12 protein-coding genes are annotated in these 21,475 nt (G+C 43.0%); 2 read left to right on the top strand and 10 right to left on the bottom strand.

What is annotated here, in order from left to right; all coding sequences use genetic code 11:
* Position 1: 1 nt before the first annotated feature.
* The 6 genes from MHI51_RS26125 to MHI51_RS26150 form a co-directional block, all read right to left on the bottom strand.
* Positions 2 to 904 (bottom strand): carbohydrate ABC transporter permease, encoded by a 903-nt coding sequence (locus tag MHI51_RS26125; RefSeq protein ID WP_139329891.1) that lies wholly within the window; start codon positions 902 to 904, stop codon positions 2 to 4.
* Between the two features lie 59 nt (positions 905 to 963).
* Complete coding sequence (locus tag MHI51_RS26130) at positions 964 to 1,932, bottom strand: sugar ABC transporter permease (RefSeq protein ID WP_076130468.1); 969 nt, start codon at positions 1,930 to 1,932, stop codon at positions 964 to 966.
* 87 nt (positions 1,933 to 2,019) lie between these two features.
* Positions 2,020 to 3,726 (bottom strand): sugar ABC transporter substrate-binding protein, encoded by a 1,707-nt coding sequence (locus MHI51_RS26135; protein ID WP_076280136.1) that lies wholly within the window; start codon positions 3,724 to 3,726, stop codon positions 2,020 to 2,022.
* A 115-nt stretch (positions 3,727 to 3,841) separates the two neighbouring features.
* A complete protein-coding gene (locus MHI51_RS26140) occupies positions 3,842 to 5,377 on the bottom strand; it encodes a response regulator (protein WP_405173364.1) in 1,536 nt (511 codons plus the stop codon).
* A gap of 17 nt (positions 5,378 to 5,394) precedes the next feature.
* The gene (locus MHI51_RS26145) at positions 5,395 to 7,197 is read right to left on the bottom strand and encodes a sensor histidine kinase (protein ID WP_076277209.1); all 1,803 of its coding nucleotides are present in this window, start codon (positions 7,195 to 7,197) and stop codon (positions 5,395 to 5,397) included.
* A 19-nt stretch (positions 7,198 to 7,216) separates the two neighbouring features.
* Positions 7,217 to 8,755: a response regulator gene (locus MHI51_RS26150; RefSeq protein WP_076220198.1), complete on the bottom strand. Its 1,539-nt coding sequence runs from the start codon at positions 8,753 to 8,755 to the stop codon at positions 7,217 to 7,219.
* Positions 8,756 to 9,016: 261 nt separating this feature from the next.
* Here MHI51_RS26150 and MHI51_RS26155 point away from each other — a divergent pair, with 261 nt between their 5' ends.
* Together MHI51_RS26155 and MHI51_RS26160 are read left to right on the top strand one after the other, a co-directional pair.
* A complete protein-coding gene (locus MHI51_RS26155; protein WP_076220199.1) occupies positions 9,017 to 10,219 on the top strand; it encodes an MFS transporter in 1,203 nt (400 codons plus the stop codon).
* Positions 10,212 to 10,877: a TetR/AcrR family transcriptional regulator gene (locus MHI51_RS26160; RefSeq protein WP_076194117.1), complete on the top strand. Its 666-nt coding sequence runs from the start codon at positions 10,212 to 10,214 to the stop codon at positions 10,875 to 10,877. Before MHI51_RS26155 ends, MHI51_RS26160 begins: the two co-directional genes overlap by 8 nt.
* Before the next feature lie 37 nt (positions 10,878 to 10,914).
* On the opposite strand, the gene MHI51_RS26165 is transcribed toward MHI51_RS26160, so the two are convergent.
* The 4 genes from MHI51_RS26165 to MHI51_RS26180 form a co-directional block, all read right to left on the bottom strand.
* Positions 10,915 to 11,985 carry a bifunctional transcriptional activator/DNA repair enzyme AdaA gene (locus tag MHI51_RS26165; RefSeq protein WP_405173365.1) on the bottom strand — a complete coding sequence of 357 codons (1,071 nt, stop codon included), beginning with the start codon at positions 11,983 to 11,985 and terminating at the stop codon, positions 10,915 to 10,917.
* A gap of 7 nt (positions 11,986 to 11,992) precedes the next feature.
* A complete protein-coding gene (locus tag MHI51_RS26170) occupies positions 11,993 to 12,781 on the bottom strand; it encodes an isocitrate lyase/phosphoenolpyruvate mutase family protein (RefSeq protein ID WP_405173366.1) in 789 nt (262 codons plus the stop codon).
* A 162-nt stretch (positions 12,782 to 12,943) separates the two neighbouring features.
* Positions 12,944 to 13,870 (bottom strand): EamA family transporter, encoded by a 927-nt coding sequence (locus tag MHI51_RS26175; RefSeq protein ID WP_076130480.1) that lies wholly within the window; start codon positions 13,868 to 13,870, stop codon positions 12,944 to 12,946.
* 208 nt (positions 13,871 to 14,078) lie between these two features.
* Entirely contained in the window at positions 14,079 to 21,455 is a 7,377-nt protein-coding gene (locus MHI51_RS26180) for a pectinesterase family protein (RefSeq protein ID WP_405173367.1), read from the bottom strand.
* Positions 21,456 to 21,475 lie beyond the last annotated feature (20 nt).

Here is a 21,475-nt window from a genome sequence, read left to right on the forward strand (position 1 = left end):
CTTATTCCTTCACGCTTCCTACATTTAGACCGACCACAAAATATTTCTGCATGAATGGATAAACTAGCAAAATTGGAACCGAAGCAACGATCGTAACGGCTGCCCGTATGGAGATTGGTGTAACCATGGCATGTACCGACTCCTGAGTCATCCCTGTCCCGTTATTTACACTAGGGTTACTGTTCGAGTTCATAGTAGAGGATAGCAGCTTCATTAATTCATATTGCAATGTACTCAAGTTCTGGCGGGAAGAGGTGTAGATAAACGCATCAAACCATTGGTTCCACGCACCTACTGCAACAAAAAGGGCGATGGTAGCAAGAACAGGTTTACACAAAGGGAAGACTACTTTCATGAAGATCTTGAATTCCCCGGCACCGTCGATTCTTGCAGATTCCATAAGACTTTCATGTAAGGTACCAATGTAAGTACGGATAACGATCATATTAAATGCACTTACCATGGACGGGATTACATATACCCAGAACGAATTGAGCAAATGAAGATCCTTCATAAGGAAATAGTTTGGAATCAGACCCGCACTAAAATACATGGTAAGGACGAATATAAAGGTAATATGTTTGCGGAAAACATATTCTTTCCGGCTTAACGTATACGCAAGCATCGTGGTTAAAAATAGATTCAGGATCGTAGATATCACTGTTCGTGCTACCGAAATCCAAAAAGCATTATAAATTGTACCTGAGGCAAAAACCGCTTTGTAGTTCTGTATGGTCCACTCTCTAGGCCATAAATAAATGCCGCCGCGGATGGTATCATTCCCCGCATTAAAGGAGACTGCTATAGTATTCAGGAATGGATACAAGGTAACAATAACTAGACAAACCATAAATATAGTATTGAAGGTGCTGAACACTACGGGTTCGAACCTCAGATTTTTCATCCGGTTTCCAGCATTACTTTTTGGAGATTTTTGAGGAATCAATTGAGTTTTTTCCATGATTATAACAGCCTCTCTTCCCCTAGCCGCTTCGCAGTCCAGTTAGCTAATAGCAGCAACGTTACACTTACGACTGTTTTGAAAATACCACCCGCGGTAGCTAAGGAATAATTCCCTTGCGCTATACCATATTTCAATACAAATATATCAATCGTTTCCGACCAATCTACGACAAGCCCGTTTCCTAACAAGTACTGAACCTCAAATCCAGCTTCCAGTACATGTCCTACGGACATTATTAACAGGATTACAATGGTTGCTTTCATGCCCGGCAAAGTTACATGACGCATTTTCTTATACCGGTTCGCTCCATCAATCTCAGCAGCTTCATATAAAGCCGGATCAATAGAGGCGATAGCAGCCAAGTAGATGATAGTACTCCATCCGACTTCTTTCCAGACGTGTGAAGCACCTACAATACCCCAGAAATACTTCCCTTCACTCAACCAAAGGATCGGTGAATCAATGAGATGCAATTTCATGAGCACGATGTTTATAATCCCGTCATTAACCGAAAGAGAAGTAGCTACAATGCCTGTTACAATAATCCAAGAGAGGAAGTGAGGCAAGTAGGATATGGTCTGAACGGTTCTTTTCCAAAATACATTTTTGATCTCATTAAGCAGCAATGCCAGTATTATCGCAGTCACAAATCCTAGAACTAGATTAATTAGGCCCATGGCCAACGTATTGCGCAGTACTCTCAAAAAGCTATCGTCCGTAAAAAGAAACTTGAAGTGTTTTAAACCCACCCATGTTTGTTCACTAAATGCTCTAGCTGGTTTATAATCTTGGAAAGCCATCGTCCATCCCCAGATGGGAACATAAGCAAATAGTATAATATAAAGCATTAATGGAACCGACATCCAAATCAGCTGTTTCTGATTCTTAATCAAGGTCATTGTAATCGGTTGCTTCTTTTTTCTTTTAGGATGCCGGTTAACTTTTTTCCCCGTTAATATCTCATCCATATATGTTTTCTCCCCACATCATCCATATATTTCAGAAAGTGGTTGGCCTAATAAGCCACCACTTTCTGATTTTTAAGCAAGCTCTAACTATTTAACACTCCAAGTATCAAATCTCCATTTAAGCTGTTCATTGATTTTGTCTTCATAGGCTTTGACATTCGCTTTACCAATTTCTCCAACAAAGTCATTCCAAACCTTATCGAATTCTGATGGACTGGCCAAGATTGCTTTTGGCAGGTATTTGGTTCGCAATTCATTCAGCTTCGTTTCGGCAATTTTGGCATCTGAGCCTTCAACAAGATCTATGGACCAAGCTGGATAAGCTACTGGGTTCGGCTCAGGCTCGCTGAAGAAATCCACATAACTGTTGTAGCCATAAGCATCAAGAATTTCCTTGTCATACGGCTTGAGTGCAGCCCGGTATTCTTCTGGTTGAGCCGCAGCATCTGTTGAGTTTCCATCCTCAAAGAATCCTTGCAATTTCGGAGCTGTAGCATACCAAGCATCTGCTTTGTTGCTGAGCTTCCATGTAGCATCAACTGCGTTCTTCCGTTGTTCTTCATTTCTTATAAAACGGCCATTTTCCACTTGATAATCTTCACCTTCAATACCCCAAGTGAAGATTTTTTGCCAATCTTCTTGAATCAATGTATCCATTAGTTTAATAATTTTTTCAGGGTTTTTGGCATTGATACTGATCCCGAAGCCATTATTCAAGTTCAGCGCTGGGCGATCCAGATAATAATCTTTAGTGCTGGTATCAAACACAAGTGGAAGTCCTACATAAGTTCTTTCATCTTTACCTTGTGTCCGGAGTGAATCTTCTGCTGAACCAAAGTTCCAGTGCTGATCAAACATTCCCAGAACGGCTCCACTAGACAGTTTCGCCAAATATTGATCGTAGTTTTGCACAAATGTTTCTTGGTCGATAACGCCCAATTGGTTCATTTCATTAAGCTTTTGATAGTACTGCTTAGCATAGTCTTTATCTGCGAAGATTTCTGCAACGTTATCATTAACTACTACCCCGCCATCATTAGGGTGTCCGATCAGATGCTGAGGAGCGTTAAACAACCCCCAGTTTCTCCAGTCGTTGTTAAGAATTTCGAATCCGATGGTTGGCGTTCCATCGATGGTTGGATTTTTTTCTTTATATTTCACAATGAGGTCAAAATACTCGTCCAAGGTCTTCACCTGTGGGTAACCAGCATCTTTCAGGATGTCCTTCTGAATCCAGAAAGCTGGACCTGCATAATAGGTTGTATTCACTTTACCGTTATACGCACCATAATTCGGAAGCGTATAAATATGTCCATCATTCGGGTCTTTCATCATGTTCCAGTAATCTGCGTAATGCGCTTTCAAATTTGGAGCATATTGTTCAATCAAATCTTCAAGCGGGATAAAAGCTTCCGCTCCTGTCAGCTTAGTATTGGCAGTCATCAAATCCGGATAATCCTGACCGGCAATCATTACGCCTAACTTCTGGTTAAGATCCCCAGCTAAGAATTCGAAATTGAAGGATGCGCCTGTTTTTTCTTTAATCATTTTATAAATTTTATTATCTGGTGTTGGTTGCTGGCCTGCTTCTCCAAGAAAGATACTAATTTCAAAAGGTTCAATCTTCTCAGAATCTGTTCCTGCAGCAGTTGAAGTGGCTGTTTCTGCTGGTTTGTCTTCCCCTTTAGCCGTCGTATTGTTGCTGTTATTTCCTCCGCACCCTGCTAAGGTAAAGCTTAGGGATAACACAGCAATCAGACTAAGTTTCCATTTGGATATTAACTTGCCCCCCATAAAGCACCTCCATATATTTGTTGGTGTAACAATGTTGTAAGCCCTTACAAGTTAAATTATAGAGGTGATAATCTTCTGAAAATACGCCAGAATTAAAGATGTACCCCCAAAAAGTTTAGGTATTAGTGTTTTTAAATTCGTTAGGGCTCATATGCAGCTTTTTTTCAAATTGCTTGAGGAACTGACTATAATTTCCATAGCCCACTTTTTCAGCGATTTCACTATTTTTTAATTTATTTTGTTGAAGTAAATGTACTGCCTCTTTTATTCGGAGGTTATGCAGCTGTTCATTGAAATTAATACCGTTCTTCTTGATCAATAATTGGCCCAGATATACCGGGTGCAGGAAAAAAACCTCTGATAGTCTCTTAATAGTAAGACATTCGCGAAAATGCTCTTCAATATAATTGTTAATCTCCTGAACAATCCCCTGTGATTTTAGGTTTTGTTCCTTAAGAAGGATATCGATACTGGCCTCGCCGCAGAATAGCAAATTACGCATTAAGTCCGTCAAGGTGATCATTGAGTCTAACATCGCGGGGATTCTAATTTGATTAGATAAGGAGGACTCATGGACTTCACTGGCTTCCGAGGTAAACTCAATAATCTTATACATCATATGAATAACAATTTTCTTCACAACCTCTGGAGCGATGCGCTGCTCACGGAAACTGCGGGCTGCCGAGTTCACAGCCTGGTTAAAATCTGCGGAGTCCAGTGTGTTAATAGGTCTTATCAAGTCATCCATCAGTTGAATTTGATCATAGTGATAACTGAAGGGACTATCCTTAATCTCTTGATAAGTCAGGACCGCTGCATTTTCAGGATAATAAAAATAATACATTAATGCTTCTTTCGCCGTTCGGTAACTGTCCCCGATCTGAAGCAAGGAGCCTACGCCAGCGCCAGCTGCAATACACAAAGCTTGTTTTGGGTGTTCATTCAGCAAGGGAGTTGCGATCTGATCGATCACAGCTCCCTCAGTGGACAATGAATTATATCCATATACGATTCCAAAACAATGACTCTCCAGATCCATCAGGAACATCGAATCTTTATCGGTTAGGAGGGCTGAGGCTTGCTCTCTGATGTCCGTATACAAAACCGGCTCTGTCTGTATCAAACAAATATTCCAATGGCTTTTCCCTTCCGATAGTCGGTTAAGGATCTCCTGATTCGACTGCTCAGCTTTCTCATGCAGCATTCCTTTCAGGAGAGAAACAGCCTCCTCTAAGGAGGCTATTTGATTTAAACTGCGCTTCTGAGCTTCCTGCTCCAGCTCCTGATATATCTCCAGCAATTCTTCTGCCGCCTCTTCCGGAAACACTGGCTTCATCAGATAATGATTAATTCCATAATGTATAGCTGTCTTGGCATATTCAAACTCACTATAACCACTTAGTATGGCAAATTTGATCTCCTTAATCTCAGCTTGTTGCCAAGCTGCGATCATCTCCAGCCCATTCATTAGCGGCATATTAACATCCGTAATTACAAGATCTGGCTCTAGCTGTTTCATTAGCTCCAGCCCCTCTTTGCCATTGCTGGAGGTTCCACATACCTCAAAGCCAAGCTCCTGCCAATTAATCCACAGCTGCATCGCTTCAAGCGCACTAGGCTCATCATCGATCAATAATACTTTGTATTTCATTGGGGGTCCCTCACTTTCTAGCTATTCTTCCGTTCCAGGAGTTTTAGTGGAATGTCAAAAGTGACAATGGTCCCTTCATCCGGAACGCTGCTGATATCAAAACGGACCTGATCTTCATAGTACAATTCTAATCGGCGGTACACGTTGCGGATTCCGATATTCGTTCCCGAAGACGCTTCATTTTGAACATTACCTAATAATTCTTGCAGCTTCTCTGGCTCTATCCCTTTACCGTTATCAGAGACGGTAACTTTTAATCGTCCCTCCTCCACTAACGTCTTCACTTTTATCACACCTAGTCCCTCTATGGCCTGTAGACCATGTTTGCAGGAATTCTCAACGAGCGGCTGCATGCTTAGCTTGGGAATCTTATATTGAAGCGACTGCTCATCGATCTCAAATTGATAGTCGAATTTATCCCTGAACCGGAATTTTTCAATTTTCAAATACATCTCGATGAAAGTCATTTCTTCTTCCAAGGTAACGAGATCCTCTTTCCAGCTCAGCAGCCGTCTAAGTAATTTCGATAAACTCTTAATGATATCCGTAACATCCGAGTAATTATTTTTAGTACAGACCACCAAAATGGCATTTAACGTATTAAACAGAAAATGCGGATTCATCTGGCTTTGCAGGAAATTCAGTTCAGCTCTTACTCTTTCCATCTCCAGATTATTTTTTTGAATCTCCAGTTTATATACATCATTGATCAAGGAATTAATGGTAGTGGTCATCCTGTTAAAATTACGGATCAAGCCCCCGATCTCATCCTGACCTTCATCAATCCGAATCAGCTCAAATTTCTCATTGGATACTTTCTGCATATGTCTGGACAACCGTTTCACCCGATAATTATAGGATCTTAACATCACATATAAAAAAGCGGTTGTGATTAGCGTGACAATAGACGCCAGAATCCCTGCATAAATCCGAATCTCCATTATCGCTTGGGCAATACGCTCACCTTGTGTAATTCCTATTATCCGCCAGCCTTTTATATAACTAGCTCCGCCGACGGGTACAATATGCACATCCTCCTTGCGCTCATCATCCTGCAGCTTGAACACGGGATAAGGTTCCGCGGTGCCTCTTTGATAGCCGCTTTGTGCAGACATAATAATCTCGTCCTGCTCGTTAACTAAATAAAGACTCAAGTAATCTTTTTCCCTGATAATCACGTCATATATTTTACTGAGATCCAAATCAATTCTAAGCAGCTTTTCAAATTTATTGTATGAGCTGTAAGCGTCCATTCGCTCAATAACACTCAAATAAGGCGCTGTAGAAATCACACTAGAGGTATCACTCATATGATAAGCGGCAAGAAACAGATGTTTATTCGCAGCCTTCGACTGCTTATACCATTCACTATTCATTACCTTTTCATTGATGACCTGATAGTTGCTGCCAGAAACAATGGAATCATTGTTTGTAAATACAGTAATCCGTTCAATCTGATTATTCACCGGCATATAGCTGTTCATGCGGTCTCTCAGCTGTTCATCAAAAGTGTCATAAAATTCAATAGAGTTCCCATATGTCCGCTCAAGCAATTCATACAGGTTCTTATCGGCAGAAAGCGTATAGCTGACAGCTACCCCACCTTCAATGAAGTCATGAATATCCTTTCGGGCTCTTTCTAAGGATATCTCCAGATTCTGCTGCTCTCTCGATTTGATCAGATCGGAAATCCGATCCAAAAAAACAAGGTTAATAATAATGATAGGGAGAAGAACACCTATGATATAAATAAGGGAAAATTTATAATTCAAGGGAATATCATTCACTACTTTTCTAAATCTGAATTTTTTTCTCTCCATATGAAACACCTTGCTTCCCCTAGAGCTGTTGGTTCTTATTCTCATTTTTATACACGGATGGTACTACCCCTACAAGCAGCTTAAACTTATCTATAAAATAATCAGTGTTAGAGAATCCCACCTGCACCGCTATATCCGATATCTTTAGCTGTGTTCGTTTCAGCAGACTTTTTGCCTCTTCAATCCGTTTGGCATTTAGGTATTCACTAAAACCCTGACCCGTTTGCTTTCTGAACAGTTGTCCCAAATAGGTAGAATTAATATGAAATTGTTGTGCCAAATCCTGAAGCTTTAATTTATTCCGAAATTCCCGATCCACATACTGAATAACCTTGTAAATCGTATTTTGTTCATTCTGCTGCTCTAGTTCAGACAGATAGACGGCAGCCCGTTCACACAGATTTTGTACATAACGGCTTAATATAAAATAATCACTAAGCTCACCTAGATTTCCGTATTCTTGCTGAAGCTTAGTCATAATCTTATCCGGGTCTCCATTCATTTGAGCTATAATTCTACAGATCGTAAGCTCTAAATGGGCCACTTTTGCTTTTACAACTTCAAGGGTCAACAGATTCTCGACGAAAGCAGTGAACGCTTCTTTTACACAAGGCTGGATCTGTTCCGAATCATTCGTTTGGACCTTATGCAGCAGCTGTCTGAAATGATCCTCATGAGGTTCTTCCTTTTTCAGGCTCCTAAGCTCACTATAATAAAAGACCCCTCTTTTCTGCTGATGCGTTTTTCGTTTCCATACCTCAAGTGCCTGCCTATAAATCTCTCGAATCGAGCTCACCCCGACCATTCTGCTGCTAAGTGCTAGAAAGACCAGCTCCTGTGATTGTTCAGTGAGATCTGAATGCATCTGGTTCACGATAGTCTCCAGGCTCTCATTGCCGATAGAAGCAGACTGAAGAATGATCCCCGCTCTTCCCGATCCGTCTTGAAAGAAGCAGAAGTGTTCCTCGGAAAAATAATCACTTATCTGTGGTTGGAATGGATTCATAGAGGAGGACGGTTCGATAAGAATACACATTAACTCTGCATCCGCTTGAAGCTTCAAGGTGTTTCGGGTTAGAAGCTCTAAATTTTCGTTATACTCCCCTTGGATCAGGCGGTTGATGATATTATTTACGATAAAAAATTGCTTTTTATCAAACTCCTCATTGGAAGCGATTTCATTTTGGATTATTGGAGTGATCCTGCTTAATAAAGCCTCTATTTCTTCATCATCAATGGGTTTTAATAAATATTCATTTACCCGCTGGCGCAATGCCGTACGTGCATACTTGAAGTCATCATATCCAGACAGAATCACAAATTTAGGAGGTTTCTCCATCACCTCATTCAACTTTGTAATAAGCTCAAGTCCGTTAATTACAGGCATATTAATATCCGTAAGAACCAGTTCCGGTTTATTCTCCTGGATAAGCCTCATCGCATCCGTGCCGTTTTGAGCTTCACCACAAACTTCATAACCGAATTTTTCCCAGTCGATCATCGTCCTTAGCCCCTCAAGAACCCAGGGTTCATCGTCCACGATCAGAACCTTAAGCATGATGTTCGCTCCAATCTTATTAAGATAAGCCCGCGCTTTACACCAAAATATATAGATCATGCTATCATACTTGGATAATGATGTGAATTCATAAATTTTCCTTCTTTTGTTTAAAACAGTACTTTTTTTACTTGAAAAAACGTACAAAAAACGAGGTATCCTAAATTTCAGATACACCTTTACAAGGGGCCATCATTCCATTATCATGGTTTACATCGAGTAAAGAATTACACAGTGTAAACCATATGGGAGGGCTAAGATATGAGCAGCTTATCTAAGTCTGCTAGATTTCCACTTTTCATTCTGATGTTGAATCTATTTATCGCTTTATTGGGGCAAGGTATGGTTATTCCCATTCTACCTGAGTATCTGAAGCTGTTTAATGCGTCAGGGGCTGCTGCCGGATATCTTATTGCAGCTTTTGGAGCAGCACAGTTTATTTTTTCACCTATAGGGGGACAGCTTTCGGATAAATGGGGAAGAAAATCAATGATCATTTCCGGAATGTTTTTAACCGTACTTTCAGATCTGATATTTGCTGTCTCTACGACATTGCCCCTACTCTATGTCGCTAGATTTATTGGGGGTATAGGTATCGGAATCATGATTCCTTCCAATATGGCCTACGTCGCTGATATCACCACCCATGAAACCCGCGCTAAAGGTATGGGGTACTTGGGGGCCTCCATGAATTTGGGTATGGTGCTTGGTCCAGGGTTAGGCGGCATTATCGCTGGGTTTGGCATACGGACGCCTTATTTTTTTGCGGGTGGACTTGGACTTATCGCTACGATACTTTGTTTTTATATGCCAGAGACACTCCCAAAGGAAAAACGGAAATCCGTTAATAAACAGGCCCCTCGGGAATCCATTCGTAATCAAATCGTAAATTCATTCCGGACGTCCTATTTCCGCTATCTTCTGCTCATTCTGATCATGACATTTGGTCTGATGAATTATGAAACGGTGTACGCCCTTTTTGTGGAACAAAAATACGGTTTTGATGCAACGAAAATCTCAATCATTATCACAGTTGGTGCTATTATAGGCATTATTGTGCAAATCTGGCTGCTTGATCATCTGATTAAGAGACTTGGCGAGATAAAGCTTATACGTATATCATTGGTGATGACCGCTATAACCTTATTGTTGATGATATTCAAGATCAATTTAGGTTATTTATTAGTTGTATCCGGTTTATTTTTTGCTTTTAATGCTTTTTTACGACCCACAGTAAGTACATTGATTGCTAACTCAGCTGGTGATCGGCAAGGATATGCTGCCGGATTAAATACAACGTATACCAGCATAGGAAACATACTTGGACCCATTTTAGCGGGATTGATGTTTGACAAACACATGGATATCCCCTATATTTTTGGGGCAATTATTCTGGCATCTGCCTTTTTCATCACCTTACAAAAACCAAAAAAAGAACAAGAAAGGAGTGTAACCCATGACTGAGAACTGGCACCAGAATTTAAAAAACAGAAACCGGGAAGAATTGATTGCTGCGGCGAAGGATCTTTTTATGAAGCAAAGCTTTCTCAAAGTTAATATTAAGGATGTCTGCGACGTGGCTGGTGTAAGCCGGGTTACCTTTTATAAGCATTTTCAGTCCATGAACGAACTGATTTTTGAGGTCCAAATGGAAATTCTGGAGAGCATGACGCAATTTGTTAGAAGCGCACCTTCTTCAATTGAAATGAATGGTAAGCAAATGCTTGCTTCGATGCTTAATGCTTGGATTGATTATGCCCGGCAACACCCAGGTTACATCAAATTCATTCTTCTATTCGATTTGCATTTTGAAGCCTATGATTACAGTAAAGAACTCAAAGAAAATTACAGAAATTTTGTGATGCGGGGTAAAGAACGACATTTCTTAATGGATGCTCTGGAGGCCGGAGTTAAAGATGGATCATTAAAATTTGATACAGAACCCTTATCCACTGCTCATTTCATCTTCACGTCTATGATGGGTTTATTGCAGAAAATGAGCCTGATTTCCAAAGACGATTTCAACAACGAACTTCAGGATATTCAAATTGCTAACCGATTTGTGGACATGTTAGTTCAATATTTAAGTACAGAAAGTGATGAATCTCCTGCCTTGAAGTAAGGGAACCCATCACTTTCTCCGTAATAGAAAGAAGTAGTTAAATGAAATTATTCTGCTTTAAGGAGCGGTTAGACTCATGTTTGATTAACCATTCTTTTCTGGCAAGCCCGCCTCCATAGCCCCCCAATTCACCATTGCTATTTATCACTCGATGACATGGAACCAAGATTGAAAGTTGATTGGTGCCATTCGCCCTTGCTACAGCGCGGCAAGCAGAAGGATTGTTGATTTTCTCTGCAAGCTCCTTATAAGAAGCTGTCTGTCCCAGAGGTATTTTCCGGAGTTCATTCCACACCTTTTGCTGAAAGTCTGAGCCCAGATAACGAACCGGCGTTGTAAATTCCGTAAGTTCACCGGTGAAATACAGCTTCAATTCCTCCTCAATTTGGTGAAGGACGGCTATCTTTTCAGGTAATATAGTTGCATTTAAGCGAATGCGTAATCTCTTGATTTCATTTTCAAGTCCCTTGCGATCCACAAATTCCAGCAGTAAAAGACTCTCTTCATCGGAGATGGCCAGCATAGAACCCAATATCGTTTCTATCCAATTACAGTACAGCACTTTAATCTGCTTGGAATGATTCGGGACAGTCCCCATCGTTCGTGAAAAAGCATCCCTAAACCCATTGCTCGAATCGTACCCGCTTTCCAGTTGTGCGTTAATGATTGAATCCCCATTCCTAATATGTTTGAATGCCAGTCCTAAACGTCTAGAACGTGCATATTCGATAAAGGTCATTCCAAATTGTTTCTTAAATTGGCGGCGTGCCGTGTTTGCACTAATAGACAGCTCATCAAAATCTTTATCTGTCCATTTTCGTTCCGGATTGCTCTCAATAGCTTCTACAAGCCGCTTTACTTCAGGAGACATTTTTGTTGGATTGGATAGCGGCTGACACCTTTTACAAGGTCTATATGAAGCTAATAAGGCTTCCTTGGCTGTAGCAAAAAACTCACAATTTTCTTTTAATGGCTTTTTAGCGGGACAAGTTGGCCTACACATGATGCCCGTTGTTTTCACTCCTACAAAAAATACGCCCTCATAATTCGAATTTTTCTCGACCAGCATCTTATAATATTTATCGATATCCTGCTCATTAGTTATCATAGTGTGGTTAGCTCATTTCTAAATAAAGTCCTGAGGCATCAAGCGTTTGCCGGGCATTTTCTTGGAGGTTATGTTGTGCCTGAAAGAAACTACGCGGTCCATAGCTAATCCGTTTCACGCCAATATTTTGCAATTCATGATTCGAAAGCATACTGTCCATAACCATGATATTCACAGGCAGTGGCGATTTTTTAACAAATTGTTCAATCAAGCTTGGATCAGCGAGCCCCGGTATAAAAATCCCATCCGCTCCAGCGTCTGCATAAGCATAGGTACGTTCTATAGCTTGATTGACTAGATCCATCGAATGTTCCTTAGCCTTGAAAAAGATATCCGTTCTAGCGTTAATAAACACGCGCTTTTGCAGTTCGGAGGCTACTTGTTGTATGGTTTTAATCCTCCGGCTTTGTTCGCTGGTCTCCCATAGTTCATTGTTAGGATGATTTACGATCTGATCTTCAAAATTGATACCACAGATATCTAATTGAAATAACTGCTCCATGTTATGCGCTAAAATATCCTCATCTATAGCATATCCACCTTCGATGTCTACGGTCAATGGAACTGCTACTCGTTCGGCAATCTTTGATATCATCCAAAGCATAAGCTCAAATGTAAGCTGTTCACCGTCCGGATATCCCCACGCTTCCGCCATGGAATAGCTGCTGGTTGCTAGCGCCTTTGATCCAGCTTGCTCTATTGCTTTAGCCGAGGCTACATCCCAGCAGTTGTACAGGATCAGTGGATTTTTTTGATCATGCAGCGTTTTAAAATAGTCATAGTTTTTAGTGTTCATAAGTGGTCATCTCCATTTAGTTAAGAATAGAACCACTATATAATAGACATCCATTATCGATACCAGAAAAATTAACACCAATCTTTTTTTCCACAAAAAAAACACCGATAGATAATCTAATCCTCTCAGGATCAGATCATACCATCGATGCCAGTTTGCCGATTAAAGTTCTACCTTACGGAGTGATTGTTTTGGTGATGGTTTGGATGACTTTTTCCCTGTCCCCATCGGTAGGATTTGCGGAGCTGCGATCCCGATCAGAACTACGATAATCCCGATCCAGCGAAGTAATGATACCTCTTCTTGCAGAACTAACACGGAGGCTACTACAGCTGCCGGTAACTCCGCTGCCCCTAAAATCGCGCCTAGACCTGAACCCAGCTTCGGAACCCCGATCGAAAAGAACAGAACTGGAATTACGATGCCCAACAAACCTAGAGGTAGGCCGTATTTCCAAAGCCCATCGGTAATCGCACCGTCATATAAAAACGAAGGCGAAAAAACAGTCATAATAATAACCATTGCACTAGTGGTCATATACAAGCTTTTATTAACGGCAGGCACCTGCGTAGCTACTCTTCCACTCACAAAAATATAGAAAGCAAACGACACGGCTGACATTAAGCCAAAAATCACACCAGTGGTCGTAATTCCACCTATACTCGGCTCAAGGATGCCCCCCGCTAATACTGTACCAATTAGAAGGATAACCATCGAAATCACTTTTTCCCGACTAGGAAGTTTTCGATCTACAACTGCCTCCAGAATTACACCGATCCAAGTAAATTGGAATAACAGTACAATCGCAATCGAAGCAGGTAATTGTTCAACGGCGAAGCCATAAAATATGCCAGTTAAACTGATGGTGATCCCAGCGGCTAATAATTTCCCGCCTGTTTTCAACCCTAATTTCTTTCGAGAAAATAATAAGACCAGCAAGAGCAGCATACACCATCCAAAAAAGTATTGTGATCCTACCAATTGTTTCATTCTAAAGCCATCGTTCATTCCAAGCTTGACGATCGTAGAGAGTGAGCCATAACTACAAGCGCCTAAAAAAACTAGTAAAGCATATTTGAATAACTTCATATTCATCGTAAACCTCTTCCCTTTCTCTTGAGCAAGCTCATTAACATAATAAAGCCCCTTGTCATCGAAATGACAAGGGGCGATTGAAACCAAAGAATACATCTTTGACAAAATTCCGCCACTCCATCCACTGGATAGAGTTTGGTTTATTTACTTATAACAACTCCAATCATAATATGATAAATCACACAGGGTGTCAACTTGAAATTTAAGGATTTAGCTGGAACAATCGATAGACAATAACAGCTGCCTGAGCACGAGTTGTATTGGCTTTAGGTGCAAAGTTATCTTTGCCCACACCTTGAATAATCTTTGCTCCGCTCATGAATTGTACAGCCTCACGAGCGTAGGCTGAAACATCAGCGGCATCATTGAAATTCACTGGCTGATCCACTTCCACGACCGTAAGCTTAGCGAGTTGTGCTGCACGATAAGCCATCAACGCCATTTCCTCACGGCTAATCGTTTCATTAGCACCGAAGGTTCCATCAGATCTGCCCTGAATAATTCCTAGCTGCTGAGCAGCAGCAACAGAGCTGTAGTACCAAGCATCCAGTGAAACATCCTTAAATGTACTTGCCGCATTACCTTCCTCTAGCTCTAATGCAAGCATCAGCATCTTCAAGAACTGTGCCCGAGTTACATTCAGCTGTGGCCCGAAATTATGATCTCCGGTGCCATTCAGGATGTCTCTGGCGGCGAGGGCTTGAATGCTATTTTGTGCCCAGCCTAGTCCAGCGATATCCTTAAAGGAATTTTCCGCATATGCTACTGCGAATCTGCTGGAATTGTCTGGTCTAAAGATGATCTTGCCAGTTGTCAGATTAAACTGAGAGTTTCTAACCACCTCCACAGTCCCGTCTTCACGGATTTGGTAGACTACTATTTGTTCTACACCTGAAGTTGTCTTTGGTTTGTAATCCCGTTCAACCTTCAGTCCACGCCCAAAGCTGTCAAACTGTTTGCCATCAACAAAGAACTTAAACTCATAAATATCCCCGACATCTGTCTGAAGCGACAGTGTCTTCGCGTCAACTTTGCCAACTACAAGCTTAACGCTTACGGCGTCAGATCCTGCCATCGCAAGAAGCAGGTCAGCATTTATTCGGAACGTAGACAATCCCATGTCTATTTCTAAAAGTTGAATTGCTTTTGCTTCCGCTCCAGCCAACTCACGAGCTGGCAAGGTCAGTTCAACCACCGAGCTGGCAGAGGCTGGCTTCACTGTGATTCTCAATACTCCACTCTGCATTGAGCCAATTGCTTGTTGCAGAATCGCTGAGGATACCTCTGCAATAGCTTTACCATTCACATCCGCTGTCACGGAAAGAGTAACTCCATTTGCGTTCACAGGTGGTTCCGGTTGTTTCACTGGTTTGACTGTCGTTGAAGATGAAGTACCGCCCGATTCTGTAACCTGCGATTCTGCCATAATCTCAATAGACATCGTGCCTACAACACCAGAGCCATCTTTAGCTGTCGCTTTCACGGTTACCTTGCCTGCTGCAATTGCAGTGAGCAAGCCGGTATCCGTAATAGATGCTCGCTCAGTAGCTGATCCATCCTCATTCACCACTGACCAGCTCACTGCTGGATCGGATGCATGGTCCGGCAGGATTACAGCTGCCATTTGCAGGGTTTGCCCTGACTTGATTTCGCTCACATTATCTTTGGAGGAGACTTTTATCTCCATGACGGATATAGGAATGACATGAACAACCGACTGTGCCTCATGCAGGATGTCAAAATCAACATCTGTGTTGGATCCCCGGAAGGAAATAAATCCAAGCGGCACGGCGATTTCACGGGTTGTCTTCTTCGCTTTGAAGATCATTTCTAAGAATTCCGCATCATCGGTCAGGATATTTCCTGCCTCCGTTCCAGCTACACTAACTGTTATTAGACCTGGACTGTCCTCATTAATATGAGTGATGCTGAATCCGTCTGGCAAGGTCTGAGCGGATACGAATTCCACACCAGATACGTCATATGCCATGGTAAAGTCTACAGCATACACTTCCTTGTAGACGGAGGTAGTAACATTTGTAAGCCCTACACGGTAAGTGAAATCCTGTCCTGCCGCCACTGTGACCGGTCCGTTAAGCGTTGCAGCGGGCAGATTACGGGCAATCTCATCTTGTCCGCTGATGTTAATCTCTAGGCTTCCGGATACTCCACTTCCATCTAGAGCTCGCGCCGTTACTTGAACGCTACCGTTCTTTCTAGCTGTAAGCAAGCCCTTCTCATTAATAACCGCTTTATCCGTTGAGGTTACCCCATCTGCTTCAGTTACCGTCCAGATAACTTTAGGATTCGTCGCATTCTGTGGAAGCACAGAGGCTTGCAGCTGCAAGGCACCGCCCTTCGACTCAATGCTGCTAATTCCATCTTTACCTGCTAAAGTAATTGAAGAGACATGTACCGCAGGTATCTGCTCTTGTCCCACTAAGATCTTAGATTGCTGTGGATTCCAGCCATCACTTCCACCAAGCACAGCTTCAATCGTATAGGCAGCCGCCTCTTCTGCTGTTAATTGTTTGGACCAGCTGTAACGTGAAGCTGCATTAGCACCCTCTCCGTAACTTAAAAACTCAGAGAACCGTGCAGTTTTGGAACGACCTTCATACCATTCATGCCAGCCAGTAGCACGAATATGAGCTCCCATCTCCGTATTAATGAAGGTAGAGCTGCCGTATTCTCTCCATGGCCGGCCCAAATCAACGGTTCCAGCAGCAACGCCCTCACTGGCAGTTAGTCGATTATTGATGAACACATAACCAGGCTTACCCGTTGCCGTGGAAGGCGCAGTAACATAGCCAGCACCCGCACTTTGAATCACATTATTCTCGAATACGGCAGCGGAATTACCGAAGATAAAGTCTACTGTACCTTCAATATGGCTGTCGACGAAATAGGCTCTTCCCTTATCTGCGAACAGGGTATCCTGATATCCTAGAAGCTTAACATTTCTGTACACTCCCCGGTCTCCTTCAGCATATAAAGCGACTGCCTGACCGGCATCCCGCCCAGCACTGTTCTCAACCGTCATGTTCTCCAGTGTGAAATCAGTTGCCGCAACCTTTAATGTATAGCTGCCGCTGGTGCCCATTTCTTTACCATCTGAGCCAATGGTTTTCGCGGAGTCACCGTTAATAAGTACGGTACCTTCCCGGCTCTCACCGATGATACTAATATTCATCTTACTAGAAGGTACAAGCACCTTCTCCTTATACGTGCCGTTCTTCACTTTAATAATCGTGGTTAGGGCACTATTATCAGGTGCTGCTTGAATAGCGTCATTAATCGTTTTATAATCTCCTGTCCCATTCTGAGCAACAATAATGACAGGAGCTGGATTTCCCTTAACCACCTCGGATGGAAGACTAGCCCCCTTATCACCGATGGCGATTACCGCATATTGATAGGCATTCCCGTTGCTCAAGCCTTTGTCGGTATAATCGGTTGCTTCGATGCCTTCGGCCACGATCGCATAGCTGCCACCGCTCTCCGAGCGTAGAATTTGATAGCTGCTAGCTCCATCAGCTACATTCCAAGTCAGATGGATATCAGTGTTGCCAGGCTCAGCACTAACTCCTTGTGGAGCCTGCGGCTGGCCGGAATTCTGGTATGGAATTGCTGAGGCAACAGCTGAATCTAGACTACTACGGGTACCGTTTATTGCTTGGACTTTGTAATAATACGTTGTTCCGTTTACGAGCCCACTATCAGCAAAGCTTGTGTCTGATAAATCAGACCCGAGCACTTCATAAGGACCCTTCACCGATGAGGCACGTTTGACAATATACTGGCCCGCTTCCTCAATCGCTGGCCAGCTGAGTTTCATTACACTGTCACCAGCTTCAATGGAAACGACTGGCGTTCCCAAAGGAGATTGCGGAGTAGCTTCAACAGGCGCTGATTCTTTTCCCTCTCCGGCCACATTGGTTGCAGATACGACGTAACGGTAGGTTTGCCCGTTGGCCAGACCTCCGACGCGGTAAGTTGTGCCGGTGATTTCTTTTGCCACGAGTTCATAGCTGCCTGAAGTCTCATTCCACTTCTTGATGCTGTAGCTGGCTGCATTCTCCACAGCATTCCAGCTGAGATCCAGCTGAGCATTCCGGCTTACAGCCGCGAACGATTCTGGCGCAGGCAATTTCACCGCCAAAGCGGATGGGGTAATACTAATTTCATTGGAATTTCCCGATTCACCAGTGGGCGCCATCGCCGAGATAACATAATAATAGGTAGTTTCGTTGGTAACATCAGTATCAATATATGAGGTCTCTGTAATAGCGTTGGCAATAGTCTCATAAGGCCCCCCGCTCTTAAGACTTCTCTTAATATTGTAGGAAGTTGCCCCTTCAAGAGCAGGCCAGGATAGCTGGGCTGCTTGGTTTCCTGGAAGTCCAGTCAGTCCAAGCGGTGTTTCAATCGGCTCAACATAGATCTTTAAATTATCTAAGTAATAATTTCCTGAGCCGCCGCCCGGTGTCTTGGACAAAATACGCCCAATGCCATAGCTGGCGAAATTCGTGGTTGTGAACGGAAAAGAGCCCGCAGGCTGATCATCGATATATACATCCACTTTATCGTTGTTCACATCCACCTTTAGCTTCAGGTTATACCATTGTTTTAGGGAATAAGAGTTCATCAGTTGATGATACTGGCTGCTCCCCCTGCTCATGGTTAGCGTATATTTACCTGTAGCTTCAGGAAGCGTTGGCTTTCTGCTCTCAATGGAGAATGCCGTTTTGCTTCCATCTGTACTCTGGGCCTGCAGGAACACCGAGGTTCCCGATTCTGTCGCAAACATAAAGTCAGTGTCAATAACGAGTGCACCCGTAATTGGCGCGAATTTGCGGATAAACTGCACGCTGCCGTTCGCACCATCGAACACATTCAACACTTGATCTGACGTATTCCCCTTACTGTCAGACGGTGTGGGAGATACAATAACCTTTTGAATTTCAGTCTGTGGATTTGGAGTCACATCATAATACTCTGGTGTCACACCCACAGCAACTTGTTCAAAGTCTTCATCCACATAATACACATTACCTGCTTCACCTTCAGCCGTAGCGCTGGCCTCATCGGAATCAAAGCTTTCACCAAGCTCATTCACTGCACTGACCACGTAGTAATAAGTTTTTCCGGAGCTGAGTCCGGAATCAGTATACAGGCTATCTTTAATTTCAGTATTGATCGTCTTGTATGGACCGCCTGAAACCTCACTACGTTTAACACTATACGACTTGGCAGAACCAACATCCTCCCAGTTCAGCTTCACTTTTTCCTCACCTGCTGTCGCTGTAAGACCACGGGGTGCAGTAGGAAACTGATCACTAAGCGGTTTCAGCTCCACCTCACTGAAGACAGATGCATTATAACGATTAACCTCGTTATCTACCTTAGCGGCATCGGCTGCAAGACCAAAATAAACCGTATCATTCAGGTCAAGCTTCACCGTGCCTACCTTGCTCCATGTTACTTTATCCGGCGATACCAGACCTGTCACTTCATTACCAAGACGAACCAGTTTCACCCAATAAGGTGTATTGATGAAGCTGTCCGGTTCTGTTTTTACCACCTTGGCTCCTGTGGTGGAGCGGGTAATCATAACTCCCTTCTTGCCATATTTGACATAAGGAATTGCCAGCATTGTCATTTTAGAGTTCTCATTGAGATTATCACGAATCATGACACCTGCTTTGGCATAATCGTCAGTTCCCGTTACGGAGTCGATTCTAGCAATAATTTCACCATTGCCTGTCAGGGTTTGATAAGCAAAATGAAAATTATCAACAGCCGTTTCGCTCTCTGATGTAGCTCCGATAAGTCCAGCCGATTTGAGCGTAATCTTCCCGCTATCCGGATGAAGCGTAGTCACTCCCGCTATCCCTGGATGGCCAATATCCACCGAAGTCCAAGGAAGAACGGATCCAGACGTGTTGACATGAATAGCCACGTTATCAGATTGTGTCTTGAGACCCTTATTGTCTATAGCCTGAACAACGAGATAATAGGTACCATCCTGCACATTGTTCCAATCGAAACTATAAGGTGCTGTGGTAGCTTCGGCTTGCTTCACACCATTAACGATAAATTCCACCTTAGCAATACCATCACTATCACTGGCAGAGGCTGTAACCTTCACATTGTTGCCTGACTCTATGATTTGGTTATTCACAGGATAATTGATAGCGGTTACAGGATTGTCTGTATGCTCATCCCCTGCTTTTCCCAACACAATCAGATCATTCAGATACACTTCTAGATTCGTATAGCCCTCCGCAGATAACGTCGTCTTCTTACCATCCTCAGAATCGGTAGGGTCTAGTCCATTAGCAATCTCCCAGCTGTCATCCATACCGTCATGATCCATGTCGATTACATTGGAAGCTGTCTCTGTATAGTCTGGGTAACCGCCTATTTCAATAGGTGAATTAATATGCTGTCCAGTGCGATTCTTCACATCATTAATGACCCGCGCATCGTAAGCATCACGCCTTGGCAAAGTGGCACCAGCATCCGCCATTACATTTGCGTAGGCTTCCTCCGCCGACACTGCCATATAGGGGTTAGGCATCTTTGCCGGCTCCGTAAGCTTAGAGATATCCGAATACTTTTGCACACCCTTCCAGTTGTCTTCAGTAACCTTCGGATTACCATCCATGATGTTCCCATCTATAAACAACCGGGTTTCTGGTGACACTTCCCCAAACAATTGATTTTTTACACTGGTGTAGGTGTTTGGACCATTTTTATAATAATTGTTAGTGATATTATATCGATAATCTTCTGCTCCCCCACCATAGGTCGAAGCGAATCCCCAGTTATAGATAACGTTATTAGACATTTCCGTCAGGTCCACCAATTTGGTCACCGTCGGCAAACGGGGGTTGCGGCTGGTGCTATGAGCAATCAGATTGTGAAGGAAACTGGCATTTTTGCCACCCCAGATTCCTCCGTAGCCGTGACGTCCCTTCTGGTGCGTCGTCATCAGCATACTTTCAGCAGATATCGACCATTGTACGGTAGTATTCTCGTTGTCATACAGACTGACCACTTCATCCACCGACCAGCTGAATGAGCTATGATCGATAATGAGATCCTTATGGTATCTTGATCCAAAAGCATCATCTTCACTAGCTACCCGGTCGCCTAACCGGAAACGCATATAGCGCATAATAATATTGTCAGCTTCAACAGAGGTTGTGTAGTCGGCAATTGTAATTCCGTCACCTGGAGCCGTTTGTCCGGCAATCGTCAGATTTGAGCCGGTAATCTTGAGGGATTCCTTCAGATGGATGGTTCCCCCCACTCGAAAAACAATGGTCCGATTACTTTGGCTTACCGCATCGCGGAAGGAGCCGGGGATCGGAGTTTCCTTGATACCATAATCAGCCAACGTCGTTACTTCATACACAGGTTGAGCTCTTCCGCCGGTTACATATTTGCCGCCGCCTTCCGCGCCCGGAAAAGCAGGAAGCGCTTCCAAAGAAGCGGCCTCGACACTACCAAATGGCATACATGTTGCAAGAAGACTCGCGACCAGCGTCCCGGATAACCATTTTTTCTTCATATAAGACCTCCTAATATCTA

It is taken from the genome of Paenibacillus sp. FSL H8-0260 (assembly GCF_045040625.1).
GTDB classification, from domain to species: Bacteria; Bacillota; Bacilli; order Paenibacillales; family Paenibacillaceae; genus Paenibacillus_AQ; species Paenibacillus_AQ odorifer.